The organism is Pontibacillus salicampi (genome assembly GCF_042434395.1).
Taxonomy (GTDB): domain Bacteria; phylum Bacillota; class Bacilli; order Bacillales; family BH030062; genus Pontibacillus; species Pontibacillus salicampi.
In genome coordinates, this window is the sequence record NZ_JBHLTP010000007.1 from 78,691 (window position 1) to 94,880 (window position 16,190).

General features: G+C 43.9%; 15 protein-coding genes. 8 read left to right on the top strand and 7 right to left on the bottom strand.

Going from position 1 to position 16,190, the window contains the following annotated elements; genetic code table 11:
- Nucleotides 1–28: 28 nt before the first annotated feature.
- A complete protein-coding gene (locus ACFFGV_RS09355; protein WP_377347039.1) occupies nt 29–373 on the top strand; it encodes a sunset domain-containing protein in 345 nt (114 codons plus the stop codon).
- Between the two features lie 155 nt (nt 374–528).
- Nucleotides 529–1,524: an LLM class flavin-dependent oxidoreductase gene (locus ACFFGV_RS09360; RefSeq protein WP_377347041.1), complete on the top strand. Its 996-nt coding sequence runs from the start codon at nt 529–531 to the stop codon at nt 1,522–1,524.
- A 99-nt stretch (nt 1,525–1,623) separates the two neighbouring features.
- Here the strand turns inward: ACFFGV_RS09360 and ACFFGV_RS09365 are convergent, their stop codons facing one another.
- Together ACFFGV_RS09365 and ACFFGV_RS09370 are read right to left on the bottom strand one after the other, a co-directional pair.
- Nucleotides 1,624–2,355 (bottom strand): ZIP family metal transporter, encoded by a 732-nt coding sequence (locus ACFFGV_RS09365; protein ID WP_377347042.1) that lies wholly within the window; start codon nt 2,353–2,355, stop codon nt 1,624–1,626.
- A gap of 160 nt (nt 2,356–2,515) precedes the next feature.
- Nucleotides 2,516–3,631 carry an NAD(P)/FAD-dependent oxidoreductase gene (locus tag ACFFGV_RS09370; RefSeq protein WP_377347044.1) on the bottom strand — a complete coding sequence of 372 codons (1,116 nt, stop codon included), beginning with the start codon at nt 3,629–3,631 and terminating at the stop codon, nt 2,516–2,518.
- A 150-nt stretch (nt 3,632–3,781) separates the two neighbouring features.
- On the opposite strand from ACFFGV_RS09370, the gene ACFFGV_RS09375 reads away from it, so the two are divergent.
- The 4 genes from ACFFGV_RS09375 to ACFFGV_RS09390 all read left to right on the top strand — a co-directional run bounded on the left by ACFFGV_RS09375 (nt 3,782) and on the right by ACFFGV_RS09390 (nt 8,822).
- Nucleotides 3,782–4,327, top strand: coding sequence for a glycerol-3-phosphate responsive antiterminator (locus ACFFGV_RS09375; RefSeq protein WP_377347047.1), 546 nt, complete (start codon nt 3,782–3,784; stop codon nt 4,325–4,327).
- A 207-nt stretch (nt 4,328–4,534) separates the two neighbouring features.
- The gene (locus ACFFGV_RS09380) at nt 4,535–5,371 is read left to right on the top strand and encodes an MIP/aquaporin family protein (protein ID WP_377347049.1); all 837 of its coding nucleotides are present in this window, start codon (nt 4,535–4,537) and stop codon (nt 5,369–5,371) included.
- 33 nt (nt 5,372–5,404) lie between these two features.
- A complete protein-coding gene (glpK, locus tag ACFFGV_RS09385) occupies nt 5,405–6,895 on the top strand; it encodes a glycerol kinase GlpK (protein ID WP_377347051.1) in 1,491 nt (496 codons plus the stop codon).
- Nucleotides 6,896–7,148: 253 nt separating this feature from the next.
- Nucleotides 7,149–8,822 (top strand): glycerol-3-phosphate dehydrogenase/oxidase, encoded by a 1,674-nt coding sequence (locus ACFFGV_RS09390; protein WP_377347053.1) that lies wholly within the window; start codon nt 7,149–7,151, stop codon nt 8,820–8,822.
- Between the two features lie 148 nt (nt 8,823–8,970).
- On the opposite strand, the gene ACFFGV_RS09395 is transcribed toward ACFFGV_RS09390, so the two are convergent.
- Nucleotides 8,971–9,714, bottom strand: a complete 744-nt coding sequence (locus ACFFGV_RS09395; RefSeq protein ID WP_377347055.1) for an SDR family oxidoreductase — start codon at nt 9,712–9,714, stop codon at nt 8,971–8,973.
- 159 nt (nt 9,715–9,873) lie between these two features.
- Here ACFFGV_RS09395 and ACFFGV_RS09400 point away from each other — a divergent pair, with 159 nt between their 5' ends.
- The gene (locus ACFFGV_RS09400) at nt 9,874–10,257 is read left to right on the top strand and encodes a MerR family transcriptional regulator (protein WP_377347056.1); all 384 of its coding nucleotides are present in this window, start codon (nt 9,874–9,876) and stop codon (nt 10,255–10,257) included.
- Between the two features lie 54 nt (nt 10,258–10,311).
- Here ACFFGV_RS09400 and cydC read toward each other — a convergent pair whose 3' ends face one another.
- The 4 genes from cydC to ACFFGV_RS09420 all read right to left on the bottom strand — a co-directional run bounded on the left by cydC (nt 10,312) and on the right by ACFFGV_RS09420 (nt 15,823).
- The gene (gene cydC / locus ACFFGV_RS09405; RefSeq protein WP_377347057.1) at nt 10,312–12,027 is read right to left on the bottom strand and encodes a thiol reductant ABC exporter subunit CydC; all 1,716 of its coding nucleotides are present in this window, start codon (nt 12,025–12,027) and stop codon (nt 10,312–10,314) included.
- Nucleotides 12,024–13,751, bottom strand: a complete 1,728-nt coding sequence (gene cydD / locus ACFFGV_RS09410) for a thiol reductant ABC exporter subunit CydD (RefSeq protein WP_377347060.1) — start codon at nt 13,749–13,751, stop codon at nt 12,024–12,026. Before cydD ends, cydC begins: the two co-directional genes overlap by 4 nt.
- A 149-nt stretch (nt 13,752–13,900) precedes the next feature.
- Complete coding sequence (locus tag ACFFGV_RS09415) at nt 13,901–14,815, bottom strand: FAD-dependent oxidoreductase (RefSeq protein WP_377347062.1); 915 nt, start codon at nt 14,813–14,815, stop codon at nt 13,901–13,903.
- 78 nt (nt 14,816–14,893) lie between these two features.
- Nucleotides 14,894–15,823, bottom strand: a complete 930-nt coding sequence (locus ACFFGV_RS09420; RefSeq protein WP_377347064.1) for a DUF2268 domain-containing putative Zn-dependent protease — start codon at nt 15,821–15,823, stop codon at nt 14,894–14,896.
- Between the two features lie 127 nt (nt 15,824–15,950).
- Between ACFFGV_RS09420 and ACFFGV_RS09425 the strand changes: the two genes are divergently transcribed.
- Entirely contained in the window at nt 15,951–16,097 is a 147-nt protein-coding gene (locus ACFFGV_RS09425) for a YjcZ family sporulation protein (protein ID WP_377347066.1), read from the top strand.
- Nucleotides 16,098–16,190 lie beyond the last annotated feature (93 nt).

Consider the following 16,190-nt stretch of genomic DNA (forward strand, 5'->3'; position numbering starts at 1 on the left):
AATACAATAAGGATAAGGGGGAGAACCAATGAAGACATTTCTACGAATCAGTACATATGTTGCATTTGTCTTTGGTGGAATCATTGCGCTCTTATGGTACGTCTCTTCTCTTCAACAAAAACGTAAAGCGATGGATCATTTTCAAACGTTAACATTACCCGTACCGAAAGAAGCACCAGTACCGGAAGAGGAGCCTGAGGAGCTGCTTCCTATCGAAGCAGCAGAAATCGTCATCAAGGGAAACCGCAACTCTAAAGGAGAAAGAATCTACCATCTTCCTGGTGGACAATACTACCATCGTGTAACCCCTGTGGAAACCTTCTCCTCTGAAGAGGAAGCACAGGGTAAAGGATATCGAAAATCAAAACGATAACTCAAACCACTGCTGATGGATGTTCAGCAGTGGTTTTTTTTAGGTTGAGGCCTTCCTTAAAAGCCCATACTAAGCAGATAAAGAGAGGCTACTCTATTGGATATGATACGATAACACTAATTACTGTAAAGATTGGAAAGAGAGGAGCGAGCAACATGAAGCTCAGTGTTCTAGATCAATCTCCTATACCAAAAGGCAAAACGCCTGAACAAGCATTGCAGCATAGTATTGAACTAGCGCAATTAACAGAACAGCTCGGCTACACCAGATATTGGGTTGCAGAGCATCATAATACAAATGGATTGGCAGGCTCCTCCCCAGAAGTACTTATAACGAGGCTGGCATCTGCCACCCACACCATCCGAATTGGCTCTGGAGGGGTACTCCTCCCCCAATACAGCCCGTTAAAGGTAGCAGAGAATTTTAAAGTATTAGAAGCTTTATTTCCGGGCCGTATTGATCTTGGATTAGGCCGTTCACCAGGTGGCTCGCAGCTGACAAGATTAGCTTTGACCGATGGGATGAAGAAGACGTTGAGTGCTTTCTCTCGTCAGGTGAAGGAAATACATGGCTTTTTGTATGATGATTTAGAGGAGGACCATGCTTATAAAGGAGTACTGGCTACACCACGAACCCAAACAAATCCAGAGACATGGGTGTTAGGTATTACTGGACGAGGTGCGAAGCATGCGGCCATAAATGGGACTGGCTTTACGTTTGGCCATTTTATAAACCCAGATGAATATGAGGATGCCATCTCTACTTACAAAAACCATTTCAAGCCTTCCCCTGCTCATGAGCAGCCTAAAATTAATGCTTGCGTATTTGTCGTTTGTGCCGAAACGCAAGAGGAAGCTGAACGGTTAGCACTTAGTCAGGATATGTGGCTGTTACATGTCGGGAAAAATATTGAAACACGCGTACCTTCCGTCGATGAAGTACAGCAGCATACTTTTACCTCACAGGAGCTGGAAAAGGTGAAAGCGAACCGGCGCCGTACGATTATTGGAACACCACAGCACGTCAAAGCAGAGCTTGAGAAATTACAGGAAGCATACAGCACCGACGAATTCCTGATTATTACGAACATCCATGATCAGAAAGCACGCAAAAGATCCTACCAATTATTAGCTGACGAAATTCTACAATAACTATAATGATTCACGTGAAACATTGTCGATACGTGTTGATATGACAAGGGTTCTGGCAAACCTTAATCCCATCCGCCGAAATATTGGATGGGATTTTTTTTATCGCAGAGCATGTGTCAACACAATCATAACAATAAAGCCAAGGATAAATGATACAGTAGAAACCCGCTCATTGCCGTCTCCATGACTCTCAGGTATAAGCTCCTTATACACAACAAATAACATCGCTCCTGCGGAGAAGGCCAATCCATATGGGATAATACTTGTAAAGCTCTCCCCAAAGTACACCCCTATCAGCCCAGCACAGCACTCAATCACGCCGGTTATGGACGCGTATAAGACGGCTTTGATCCTGCTTATATTCTGTAACAGTACATATAATGCAACAAGAAACCCCTCCGGAAGGTTTTGGAGACCTATTGCAAAGGAGACGAGCGGACCTAAATCCTCGTAAGCACTGGCATAGCTCATTCCAACGGACAGTCCCTCCGGAAGATTGTGCAGAGACATGGCCACTAAAAAAAGAAATACGCTCCCATTGTGATGCTGATGGTTTGCATTATCCAAATCCTGATGGGGTACAGTAATCTCTAGAAACAAAAGGACACAAGTACCGATGAGAATACCGATAATAAGGACATAGACGTTAGAAAGCTTCAAAGCGGACGGTATTAATCCGTATGTAGAAGCTGCTACCATAATTCCGGCAGTAAAAGCGAGCAGACTATCCTTACCACGGTGGGAGAGGTGTCGTATGAACAACACCGGCAAAGCCCCGAGCGTTGTACAAAAGGAAGATATCACTATACTCCAGACATAAAAAGACTCCATGCAGCCCTCCCCCTCTCTATCTTTCCTAATATATGAGGACAAGCAGAGTTGCATGAATAGCTTTTCGGAATAACAGGCCCGATAAAGCACCAATAAAGTCCTTCGGGGATATTTTAAATAAAAGGCTCTCCAACCGTTAGTGGAGAGCTTCTTCTATCATTTATTCGATTGCCTCTTGAAGATGATATTGCTCTGGATTTAATTCTGTTTCTTCTCCTAGAGCTAATTTGGCTAGTTCCCGCCCAATATATGGGCCGCTCGTTAAACCTGATGAGCCGAGTCCATTGGCTACATAAATATTTTCAAAACCAGGAAGGGAGCCAAATACAGGCAGAAATCCTGGTGTGAAAGGGCGGAATCCAACCTTCGTTTCCTTATACGTAGCATCTTTTAAGCCAGGAGCAATTGCTAGCACTTTGTCGAGGATATCGTAAATGCCACCTGCCGTTACACGGTAATCCAGCCCTGCCTCATCTTCATGAGTAGCTCCTACTACTATCTTGCCTCCTCCAAAGGTAAGCAGATATTTATTAGTTGGCGGGATGATGACCGGCCATTGTGCCGTATCTGCATCATTGAGCTCCAAATGGGTAATTTGAGCCTTCTGAAACGATACTTGGAAATGCACTCCAAGTGGAGCGAGCAATTCCTTGGCCCATGCACCGGCGGTAACTATGACCTTATCCGCTTTCTGTTTGAAGCCATTTACGTAGGCGCCCGTAATGGAGGTCCCTTCAAAGGCTAAGGACGCATCTCCTTCCATAAAGGTAGCTCCGTGCTTCACTGCCCCCTCTATCAAGGCTTTTCGCAGTGCTCCTCCATTTACGCGCGCGCCACCTGTCACATGAACTCCCGCGTATTCATCTGAAAGGAGTGGAAAGTAGGATTTGGTTTCTTCCTTAGACAATTTGGTAATTTCGCCTATTTCCGGCGCATCCTCTCGCCTCTTTTTGGCACGTTCAACCATTTGATCAAGCTTATGGTCGTCGGTATGAAGACTAATAGCTCCTACTTGATGATATCCTGTTTCCTTTAACCCATCCGATTCCAGCTGTTGAATTAACTCTGGATAGTAACGGGCCCCTCCCTTAACTAATTGATACCATTTCTTATTGCGACGTTGAGAGAGCCACGGACAAATAATACCAGCCGCCGCTTCTGTCGCCTGCCCTGGCTCCATTCGATCGATAATGGTTACATTCGCTCCGGATTTCTGTAAATGATAAGCTGTAGAGGCTCCGAGCACCCCTGCTCCAATAACGATATAGGATTGCATGTCTATCCCCTTCTGCTTGTAAAATTCACTATCGCTGTAGTTATTGTACAGGAGATAAGCTATCTACTCAATTTTTGCTCATACCCAAATCAGAACTGTGATAAAATAACGATATGTAATGGTTTGTCGTTGAAAGAAAGGAAGATAACCATGCCATTCCAACAAAACATACTGCCAGCCGCTCGTAATATTAAAGATTTTGAGAAGCTGTTACACTCTTCTACGGAATTTATCATCCTATTGGAAGTGAGAATATCTCAAGTAAACAATTTAGTTAAGCTTGGGAGAAAGCACAATAAAAAAATCCTTCTCCACGCTGATTTGATACAGGGATTAAAAACAGATGAATATGCGGTGGAATTTCTTTGCAACGAGGTTAAGCCATACGGGGTTATCTCCACGAGAGCCAATGTCATTACTCGCGTCAAGAAACAAGGAATTATTGCGATCCAACGCCTTTTCCTATTAGATTCCCAAGCGCTCGAGCATAATCTTAAAATCCTTCATAAATCCAAACCGGATTACATTGAAATCCTACCAGGTCTTATCCCTGAAATGATTCAGGAAATTAACGAAAAAACGGGGATTCCAGTAATTGCCGGCGGGTTAATCCGCACACCAGAAGATGTTACGAAAGCCCTTGATGGCGGGGCCATTGCCGTCACTACTTCCGTTACAGAGCTGTGGAACCTATAATGCTTGAAAAAAAAGCATTGACACCGCTTACACGTATCCTTTAAAGTAAAACGTAAGTTAAGAGATAGTGCGGGAGAAATGGAGAGCCACACGTTCGATTGTCCACCTACCATGGAGGAGGACAGGCAGAATACGTGTGGCTTTTTTATATTTTCCGGACTGCTTTTTTGTAAGCGATATTATATAAATTATGGAGAAGGTGTTTATATGACGGAGTTTTTAGGGGAATTAATTGGTACAATGATTCTCATTATTTTTGGCGGAGGCGTCGTAGGCGGCGTTGTGTTAAAGAAGTCTAAAGCGGAAGGGACAAGCTGGGTGCTTATCTCCATCGGCTGGGGGCTTGCTGTAGCAATGGGGGTTTATGCAGTCGGCAACTTCAGCGGAGCCCACATTAACCCTGCGGTTACGATTGGCTTCGCAACTATAGGGGAATTTCCTTGGAGTAAAGTACCGAAGTACCTCACTGCTCAATTTATCGGAGCCTTTATTGGTGCAGTTGTCGTCTTCTTCCACTACCTCCCTCACTGGAGAGAAACGGAAGATAAAGGGGCTAAGCTTGCAGTCTTTTCTACTGATCCTGCCATTAGAAGCCCTCTTTCTAACCTGGTTAGTGAAATAATTGGAACATTTATGTTAGTGATGGGACTGCTTTTCATCGGAGCAAATCAATTTACTGACGGATTAAACCCTGTCATCGTAGGACTGCTTATTGTGGCAATAGGTATGTCCCTTGGTGGTACGACAGGCTATGCTATCAACCCTGCTCGTGATATTGGACCTAGAATTGCTCATATGGTTCTCCCTATACCAGGGAAGGGTAGCTCAGACTGGAAATACGCCATTGTCCCTCTACTGGGTCCTATTATCGGAGGTTGCTACGGTGCTCTATTCTATCAAACTATGTTTAAAGGAGAAATCAGCCTCCTATTCTGGGCATTCTCCGCTCTCATAGTCCTTATTCTCTTCCTTTCTGCACAGAAGGAATTGAAAACCTCGAAACGGGAAGCAACCATCAAGCAGCAAGCTTCTCATCATGCATAAGATAAAAACATTACACAAAGGGAGATGGAATACATGAAAACCTATATTTTATCTATTGACCAAGGAACTACAAGCTCAAGGGCAATCCTTTTCAATCAAGAAGGGGACGCTATTGAAACAGCCCAGAAGGAATTTGAACAGTTCTTTCCAAAGCCAGGCTGGGTAGAACACGATGCTAACGAAATTTGGACATCAGTTCTCGCTGTTATTGCCGATGTACTACGTAAAGCAGAAGTAGAACCAGAACAAATTGCTGGGATCGGGATTACGAATCAGCGAGAAACTACCGTTGTTTGGGACAAAGAAACAGGACGCCCTATTTATAAAGCAGTCGTTTGGCAATCCCGCCAAACAGCAGACATCTGTAATGAGCTGCGAGAGCAAGGGTTAAATGAAACATTCCGTAATAAGACTGGCCTTCTATTAGATCCTTATTTCTCTGGTACGAAGGTGAAGTGGATTTTAGACAATGTGGAAGGCGCTAGAGAGAAAGCAGAAAACGGACAATTGATGTTCGGTACGATTGATACGTGGCTTATCTATAAGCTATCAGGCGGAAGAGCCCATGTAACAGATTACTCTAATGCTAGTCGTACACTAATGTATAATATTTATGATCTACAATGGGATGAAGAGCTATTAGACATTTTGGATGTACCGAAATCTATGCTTCCTGACGTACGACCTTCTTCAGAGGTGTATGCCAACACAGTCGATTATCACTTCTTTGGCAAAGAGGTTCCGATTGCTGGAGTTGCCGGAGATCAACAAGCAGCTCTGTTTGGACAAGCCTGCTTTGAAAAAGGGATGGCGAAAAACACATACGGTACCGGCTGCTTTATGCTTATGAATACCGGAGAGGAAGCTGTACCTTCTGAGCACGGTTTACTAACCACAATCGCATGGGGGCTGGACGGAAAAGTACAATACGCCCTTGAAGGCAGTATATTCGTTGCTGGATCTGCTATTCAATGGCTCCGCGACGGTCTGCAAATGATTGAAAATGCACCAGATAGTGAAGAATTGGCCACTCAAGTGGATTCTACCGATGGAGTTTACGTAGTACCTGCCTTTGTTGGTCTTGGGACACCATACTGGGATAGTGACGTCCGTGGAGCGGTCTTTGGACTGACTCGCGGAACGAGCAAATCTCACTTCACAAGAGCGACGCTAGAGTCACTAGCCTATCAAACCAAGGACGTACTCGATGTAATGGTAAGTGATTCTAACATAGATGTGAAGAAGCTTCGTGTAGATGGCGGTGCAGTTAAAAATAATTTCCTCATGCAATTCCAAAGTGACATCCTTGATGTAGAAGTGGAACGCCCTACTGTAAACGAAACAACAGCATTAGGATCTGCTTACCTTGCCGGACTTGCTGTTGGATATTGGGATAACAAAGATAAAATCCAAGAGCGCTGGAACCTGGACAAGCAATATACTCCAGAGCTGGCTGAGGAAAAGCGTGAAGAGCTCTACAGCGGCTGGCAGAAAGCAGTGAAAGCAGCCCAAGCCTTTAAATAATATCAATCTATTTTACATTTATAAGAAACGTGCTACAATAAGAGTAACAAGTTAACAGGACTCGGTTGGAGAAACGGAGAGACCACAATGCCTTTATGGGGAACCATAAAGAGTGTTTGTGGTCTCTTTTTTTATGCTCTTCTTTTTGTTTAGTTCTTCAGATGGAAGGAAATATAAAAGGAGCACTGTTTTTACGCTTTTTCATGAATTCTCCACCGATACTGATGCACACAACAGAAGGAGCGGATGACCGATGAATCATTTTTCAAGTTTACAAAGAAATGAGATATATGAAGCAATGGAACAAGAGACGTTAGATGTCCTTGTTATAGGAGGTGGCATTACAGGAGCAGGAATTGCGTTAGATGCAACGACAAGAGGATTATCTACGGGTGTCGTGGAGATGCAGGATTACGCAGCTGGTACCTCCAGTCGCTCTACAAAGCTCGTCCACGGAGGGCTTCGTTACTTAAAGCAGTTTGAGGTAGCCATGGTTGCAGAAGTAGGAAAAGAGCGTGACATCGTGTACCAAAATGGACCACACGTTACTACACCAGAATGGATGCTCCTCCCTTTCCATAAGGGCGGCAATTTCGGACCGTTTTCTACCAATCTCGGCCTGCGCGTCTATGACTTTTTAGCAGGTGTAAAAAAGGAAGAGCGTCGTAAAATGCTCTCCTCAACGGAAACGATGAAACGCGAGCCGCTTCTAAAGCAAGAAGACCTGCGCGGTAGTGGTTACTATGTCGAGTACCGCACCGATGATGCTCGATTGACATTAGAAGTGATGAAAAAAGCTGTTCAAAAAGGCGCCCATTCCATCAACTACGCCAAAGTAGTAGATTTTATTTATCAAAACAATAAGATTGTTGGGGTAGAAGTAGAAGATCAGCTGAACGGATCACGCCACACGATTTATGCTAAGAAAATCGTTAATGCTGGAGGTCCATGGGTAGATACCCTACGTGAAAAGGATGGCTCTAAGAAAGGGAAGACCCTACAACTAACGAAAGGAATTCACCTTGTATTCGATCAGCAAACCTTCCCGCTTCAACAAGCCATTTACTTCGATACACCAGACGGACGTATGGTCTTCGCTATTCCAAGGGATGGCAAAGCGTACGTCGGCACAACTGATACTGTTTATGAGGGAGATATCTCCCACCCAACTATGACAGAGGATGATCGTGATTATGTCTTAAAAGCTATCAAGTACATGTTCCCATCCCTAAACATCACCGCACAGGATGTTGAATCAAGCTGGGCTGGATTACGACCACTCATTCATGAAGAAGGCAAGGATCCATCGGAGATTTCCCGAAAGGATGAGATTTTCGAATCTGATTCTGGTCTAATATCCATTGCTGGTGGTAAATTAACAGGCTACCGTAAGATGGCTGAGAATGTAATTGATTTGGTCACTACTCAGCTGAAGGACATCAACGGAAAAGAGTACCCAGGCTCTCAAACGAAAGAGCTTCCAATGGCTGGTGGAGAAGTCGGGGGTGCGAAAGGCTTCAAACAATTTAAGAAGCGTAAAGTAGAAGAATGTGTTGCCTTCGGATTATCAGAACAGAAAGCTTCCTCTCTTCTGCAGTTGTACGGAGCGAATATTGATAAGGTTATGGATATTTATAATAATAGACAGGACGAAGCAAAGGCGGCTAACCTGGACCCCCTTGTATTTGCCATGCTAACGTACGCGATTGAGGAAGAAAATACCGTAAAACCAGTTGATTTCTTTATTCGACGTACAGGAGCTCTCTTCTTCGATATCCATTGGGTTCATCTGCACAAAGAGCCGGTAATTCAACACATGGCTAAACAGCTCCATTACAGCCAGGAGCAGACAGAAGCATATACCCATCAATTAAATCAATTACTAGAAGAAGCCGTCACCCCTACACCAACACCTGAATATGTATAAAGACAAGAGACAGCCCCAGACATTACGCTGGGGCTGTCTTTTTTGTGCGCTATGCCGTTTTTGAACAAACGTTTGATCAACACTGTAAAAAAGGCGCAGCCCCATTGGGACTGCGCCTATATGACAAAGCATTGCACTTCTATTATGGTTACATCTGTTGAGAAGTAGGTCGTACGACAATTTCGTTTACTGCTACCTCTGCCGGCTCTTCCATTGCGTAACGGATCGTACGGGCAATACTGTCAGGCTTAATAGCGTCACTATATAATTGATCAACCCCGCCTTTGACATCTTCATCCGTAATGGTAGTTGTGAGCTCTGTAGACACGGCTCCCGGTGAAATAATCGTGGCACGGATATTACTTTCAGGAGATTCTTCCATACGTAGTCCGTCTGTAATAGCACGTACAGCAAACTTCGTACCACTATAGACAGCACTGCCAGGGAATACTACATGGCCCGCTACAGAAGACAGGTTGATGATATGACCCTGTTTTCGTTCACGCATATATGGAAGTACTGCATTAATACCATATAGAACACCTTTAATGTTCACATCAATCATGGTATCCCACTCCTCCACCTTCTGCTTATTGAGCAAGGATAAAGGCATGAGACCTGCATTGTTTACAAGTACATCGATTTGGCCAAATGTTTCATGAGCATATTGAGCAAGCTCTACTATTTGCTCGGAGGAAGCTACGTCTGTCACTTTATAGACTGCTTGTCCACCATTGCTATTGATTTCCTCTGTTAACGTTTGAAGTCGCTCCTCTCTTCTCGCAGCTAATACTAATTTAGCTCCTTTAGAAGAAAGCTCTTTCGCTGTTTCCTCTCCAATACCACTAGAAGCACCGGTTAGGATTACTACAGAATCTTTAATCATTTCCATGGTTTGAAACCTCCTTAACTATGATTCACGTTAAGCCTAACGGTTAGAGTCGACTCTAAATCAACTAATATACTCACACTGTTTCAAATAGTTGACGAAAAGGATACTTGTAAGCTTAAATCTAAGGAGAAGAGCACCATTCACCAAGGAGTGATACTTGTGGAATATACCATTGGAGAAGTATCAAAAAAACTTGATATGTCCACCTATACACTGCGTTTCTATGAGAAAGAAGGTCTGCTTCCTTCTATCAAGCGCAACCAACAAGGAATACGAAAATTTAATGAAGACAATTTATATTGGATTGATATGGTACGATGCTTCCGAGATACCGGCATGTCTCTCCAGGATGTTAAACATATCGTTGATTTAACTAACGAAGGGCATGACACTCTTGAAGAACGAAAACACATACTGCAGGAGCATAAAGCAAAGGTACAACAGCAAATGGATAACCTGCAGCAGCACCTGCACAAAATTGATAAGAAAATACAATGGTATGAGGGAGATACGACTGCTTGTGAGATACAATCACGGGTGTAAAGGGCGTCTCTCTCCAGAAGAAAGGCGCAAGCTCAGTTAGCTTGCGCCTTTCTTCTATACTAAAATACTTTGTTCAATTTGCTTCATTTCAAAGAAGTAGCCTTGCTGCTTCATTAACTCATCCCATGTACCAGATTCAATGATTTCTCCCTCATCCATCACAATAATCCGATCCATGTTCTCAAGCCCTATTAATCGGTGGCTGACTAATAGGACCGTATCGTTCTGTGCCTGGGTTAACAGATGACGAAAAATAGCTTGCTCTGTAATAACATCTACAGAAGACGTTGGCTCATCTAGCAGCCACACATGCGCGCTCTTTAGTAAGGTACGAGCAATGGCCAAGCGCTGCTTTTCCCCACCGGATAAATTCTCTCCTTTTTCCAGCACCTCTTGCTCCACATCAAAATGATCTAACTGTACTTTCGCTAATGCTTCTCGTATCTCCTCATCCGTGGCATCATCCTTGGCTAGCTGAATATTATCTCGAATGGTCCCGTAGAAGAAATGATTGTGCTGAAGCACTACATTGGTTTTCGCCCAAAGATCACTCTCCTCTACCTCGTCTATATTGTTTTTATTCAAGCGTATTGCTCCATCAAAGTCCGGGTAGAACGAGAGCAGTAATTCTAGCAGTGTAGATTTGCCTGAGCCGCTCGGGCCAACAATAGCCACCTTCTCCCCAGCTTTCAAATGCAGACTTACCGCGTTAACAGATAATCTTGTTTCCTTCGGATAGGCAAAAGAGACCTCTTCCATATCAATGGTGTAGGCTCTTTCTTCTGGCAATCGCGCTCCCTCTTCCTTCTCTGAGGTGCTTCTTCTCTCTACAGAAGAATACAACCGCTTCGCTGCCACCCTACTATCCTGCAGATATCCAGGAACAAGGGACATCGGCGTTGCGTTCTCAAACGCTGTCAGTGAAATCATTACTAGCATGGCTAAGAAGATTCCATTCAAATCCCCTTGTACCACTAAATAGGAGCCGACAGTAATGACAAGCCAAGAAACCACGAGCGTTGCCATCGTACTTAACGATTGGTGAAAGACCTCCGCTTTTCCTTCCTGTTCCTGTTCTGCTACATACGTATTGGATACCTCTTCTAGCTGTTTCTGCTTAGCAGAGAGCTTTTGGTTCAGCTTCAAGTCCTTAAACCCATAGAAGAACTCTGTAACCTCTGTAGAAAGCATACCACGATTTTTTCTCACCTGTGGTTCCATCGTCCGCTGTTTATAGTAAAACCAACCCGGCAGGACAAACCCTGTAATTCCTACCCCAAGTAGTAATAGGAGTGAAATAGAAAGGGAGAAGAAGGTGGTAAAAAAGATGGTCGCAAGAAAGATGAGCACCAATACTATGGGCGGATAAAAGACGCGCAGAAAGAAATGCTGCAATCGATCAATATCCCCTACAATACGTGCTAATAGATCCCCACTTCGATACTCTCGAAAAATCCTTGGAGCAAGCGGCTCAATGCGTTCAAAGAACGATACTCTGAGCCGGCTTAAGATTGTAAAGGTAGCCCGATGAGAAAAATACCGTTCTACATATCTCCCAAACGCCCTTGCAAATCCAAATAACTTCAAGAAGGCGATCATAATAGAGAGCGTATAAATTGGCGGTGTTAAGGCTGCCTTGGAAATTAAATAGCCACTCGAAGCAAACAGCCCGACAGCTGTAATCCCGGCTAGGAATCCAAAGAGGACGGATAAGAGGATATCTCGTTTTTCAAAAGCTAATTCCTTTAAGACAATCTGTAAATCCTTCATGAGGTCACCCCTTGCTGCTGAATAGATATCATTTCTTTATACTCAGCACACGCTTCCATGAGCTCCTGATCCGTGCCTTCCCCTATTAGTACTCCATCTGATAGAAACAGAATCTTATCTGCATTGCGAATCGTATGCAGACGATGAGCAACGGTAATCACGGTAGCACGCTCCGAAAGCTCCCGGATAGAGTGCTGTAATACTCTCTCCGTATGCAAATCTAATCCTGTGGTAGGCTCATCAAATAATACGACAGAAGGCTGCTTCAAAAAGGCTCTAGCAATGGCTATACGCTGCATTTCACCGCCCGATAAACCTCTGCCGCCTTCTCCTACCAATGTATCTAAGCCCGCATCTAGAGAATCAACTAAAGCAGCAATACCTGCTTTTTCAATCGCTTCCTCTACAGCTCCCTCTGATACATCCTGATTTGTACCAAGCATAATGTTCTCTCGAATAGTTCCAGAAAATAAATAAGGATCCTGGGAAATATAACTTAGCTCGCTATACCAAGCCGTTTCCTGATAGTGCTGCAACGGACGACCGTTTAACGTAATTTCTCCCTGTTTCAAAGGTATTAGACCAGCTAAGAGATAAAGCAGTGTTGTTTTTCCAGATCCGCTTCTACCTACGATCGCTACATTTTCATACGGTGAAATAGTGGTGCTCACAGATTTCAACGCAAATCCCTCTGGCTCATATTCAAAGCCAGCATGTTGGAAGCGAATAGCAGGAGGAGAAGCATCTTCCCCTAACGCTTCTGTACCCCACACAACATGCTCCTCTTCCAGCGCTTCATTAATTTTGTTAGCGGCTCCCATGCTCCCTCGTCCCGTATGGAAGGCACTCCCTAAGTCTTTTAACGATAGGTAGAACTCAGGTGCCAATACGAGCACGAAAAACGCTGTAGAAAAGGATATACTTTGAAAAATCACGAGACGTATGCCAACCTCTAAGGCAATAATTCCGATACTCAGCATAGAAATCAGCTCTAGCATTAACGAAGATACAAAGGCTATCTTCAAGACTTCCATCGTCGCATCCCGAAAATCAAGACTTCCCTTCTCAATTCTTTTCTTCTGGTGCTCTGATTTACCGAATAGCTTCAAGGTCGTCAAGCCTTGCAGTGTATCTAAAAATCGTCCTGAGAAGATAGCCATCTTATCCATCTGTTCCTCTGACTTCTTCTTCGTCATGATTCCAATAATAACGTAAAAAAGTGGTATAAATGGTGCCGTCACCACCATAATAATTCCTGTGTAAATATGCTCTGTGGATGCAGCAATAAGAATGAATAATGGAATAATAGATGTTTCAATAACTTGCGGGATATACTTACTGAAATAACTATCCACTTCATCCACAGCATCCATCAGCACACTTACTTTATGCCCAGACTGCCCTTGTATGGATGCCTGCATCGGATTTCTAGTAAACTTGTGCAGCAGCTTTTCCCGAAACTGCTGCTTGACCTTCGCAGCCATCCTCACCCCTGCCAGGCCATTTCCATAAGAGAGAAGAGCCCTCAGCACTAACACCAACAGTAAGCCCCCGATATAAGGGAGGACCTGTTGAAAGGATTCATTTTGTATAAACACTCGATCAACGATTGTCACAAAGAAATACGCCTGTCCAATTACCGTCAGCCCTAACAGGATAGAAGACAGAATAAGAAACCATCTCGTTCCCTTATGTTCCTTTGCCATCCTTTTTAAATCATTCATATATAAACTCCCAACATTCTATGATGTACTAGAGCAACGTCCGCTTCATTAATGTGAATCTTTTCACATTATCTGTTTCCTATATTATAGAATAATCAGCAGGGAAATGCACGCAAATGGATTAACATTTTTATAACATGGACGACTCATTAGTTGCGTCTGTCCCAGTCCTCTTCTACAAGGGAATGATTAATCTCGACCCCTGCCTCATAACCCTCTGCTGCCGCTCCTATAAGACCTGTAAAAGCGTTTTTGGCATCGCCTATAACGTATAGCCCTTTTACCTTTGTTTCCCCGTGGTGATCTCCCTCTAGTCCGTGTCGTTTATTGTGGGTAATTCCTGGTATGTATAACGGAACATAAGCAGGAGGATGGTCAATAAACCCTGCATTACGTGCAATATGCTCTCCGTTGTGTGTCACAACAGTGGTGAGCACACCTCTATGAGAAAGGAGCGCTTTCACGGGGGATGTTACAATACGAATACCCCGCTCCTCACATTCCTTCTGAGCAGCCACTGGCACCTCTGAATAACCATTTGTAAACACGATTACATCCCTACTCCAATTGTAGAGTAACTTCGTGAAGGATAAAAGCTTTTCCCCACTCACAAATAATGCGAGGCTCTTCCCCTTTCGCTCAAATCCATCACAATAGGGACAAGGGAAAACCGAAATGCCATACACATCCTTTAAGCCCTTTATAGACGGTAACGTTTCCTTCATTCCTGTGGCAATGATTACTCTCCTGCTCCACCACCGAGCTCCTGAGGCTGTCACAATAGAAAAATAACTCTTTTCCCACCCTACAGCACGTACCGTATCTCCCAATCTCTGAATAGTAGGATATTGCTGTAGCTCTTGCTGGGCAATGGTCCGGAACGTATCGGGTTCTATACCATCTCTTGTTAAGTATCCATGCGAAGCTTTTGTTACGGCATGGCGAGGTTCACCTTCATCAATGAGCAGGACGGTACGCAACGCCCGGCCAAGCACCATTGCAGCACTCATCCCACCAGGTCCTCCTCCTACAATAATGACATCAAACATGCTTTCCTGTACCATAAACGTACCCCTTCGTTCTATTTCTTTCTATTCTTTACCAAGTATAGGGTTCTATACGAAAAGCACTTCCACGGCGCACTACTTCGAAAACCCCGATCCTTTAATTACTTCATCTGCACTTTTTTTGTACAGCTCTTTCCCCTTTATAGTTCCGTTAGCCTTAGCATAGGATTGAACGATATGAAAGCCGACGTTATATCCAATCCACTTAGGATACCGGCTCCATGTTTTACCAAGCATATATAGATTATGCTTTTTCCGGTCATCTAGCTGTAAGTCGTCAACAAACAACCGCTTCCAGCTCTGCTTCGCTTCCTTTACCGTGTACATACTAGACCATGGGGCAAGCCATTTATCTCCATACTGTTCCTTCACGGCGTATTCCCCCATCCCCTCTAATACCACCAACTCCTTTAACGTTAAATCACGAGGACTAATGCCAAGGTGCTGTAAACGGCATACATGATTATATTCATGAGCTAATAACGCATATAAGCTTTCGCGAGGCAAACCAGGCGAGACAAATAAAAAGATAATGTGGTCATAGGCGACTCCACTTTTGTTCGTAGAAACCCGTTCCTCATCTGCCTCAGCCCGTGTAATCGGAAAAATAAAAATCGGAACGTCTGGTCCCTGCCATTCATTCTGGAGCCTGCGAAACTCTTTTTGCGCTAATTCCAATGTGCGCTCCTTCTCTAACGCTTTTCCTATCTTCTTCATCTTTTTCCATTCTCTTGGCTGGAATAATCCATACTCCTGCAGTTGCCCTTGCAGTGTACTAGCATCTAAATCAGGAAAATAGTTGATCAATCGTTTGATCAACGTCTGCCGTTGATAGGACTCTGCCTGAAAGGAAGACCCCTTTTCACATTTAGCTACGAACTCCTCTAGCCAGCGTCTTGTATTTATAACGGACATGATCATCACCGCTCCACATCTTGAGATACTCCATATATATCCATCGTCTATCGTTAACGTGCATTGCCCTGCGGCAATTGTGACAAGCATCCCTACTAATTATCCTCTCCCTAGTTGTACACCCATACGAAAACGAACCCTCTACATACTATATAGAGAGAGCGAGGATGGAGAAACGCCTCCTCCACTTACAAATACGGAAAGAGGAGAGATATCTATGAGTTACGGATACGGTGGTTTCGGCGGCGGCGGATGCTGTTACGGTGGAAAACAACAAGGTGGATATGGATATGGCGGCGGATTTGTTTTAATCGTCGTATTGTTTATCCTATTAATCATTGTTGGTGCAACTTTCATTTGCTAATTCAATAGGAGTAAACAAACCTTATCCTCAAAAGGATAGGGTTTGTTTCACTTATAAACTTATATACAAACAGCAGGGATAGGTCCTTCTCAT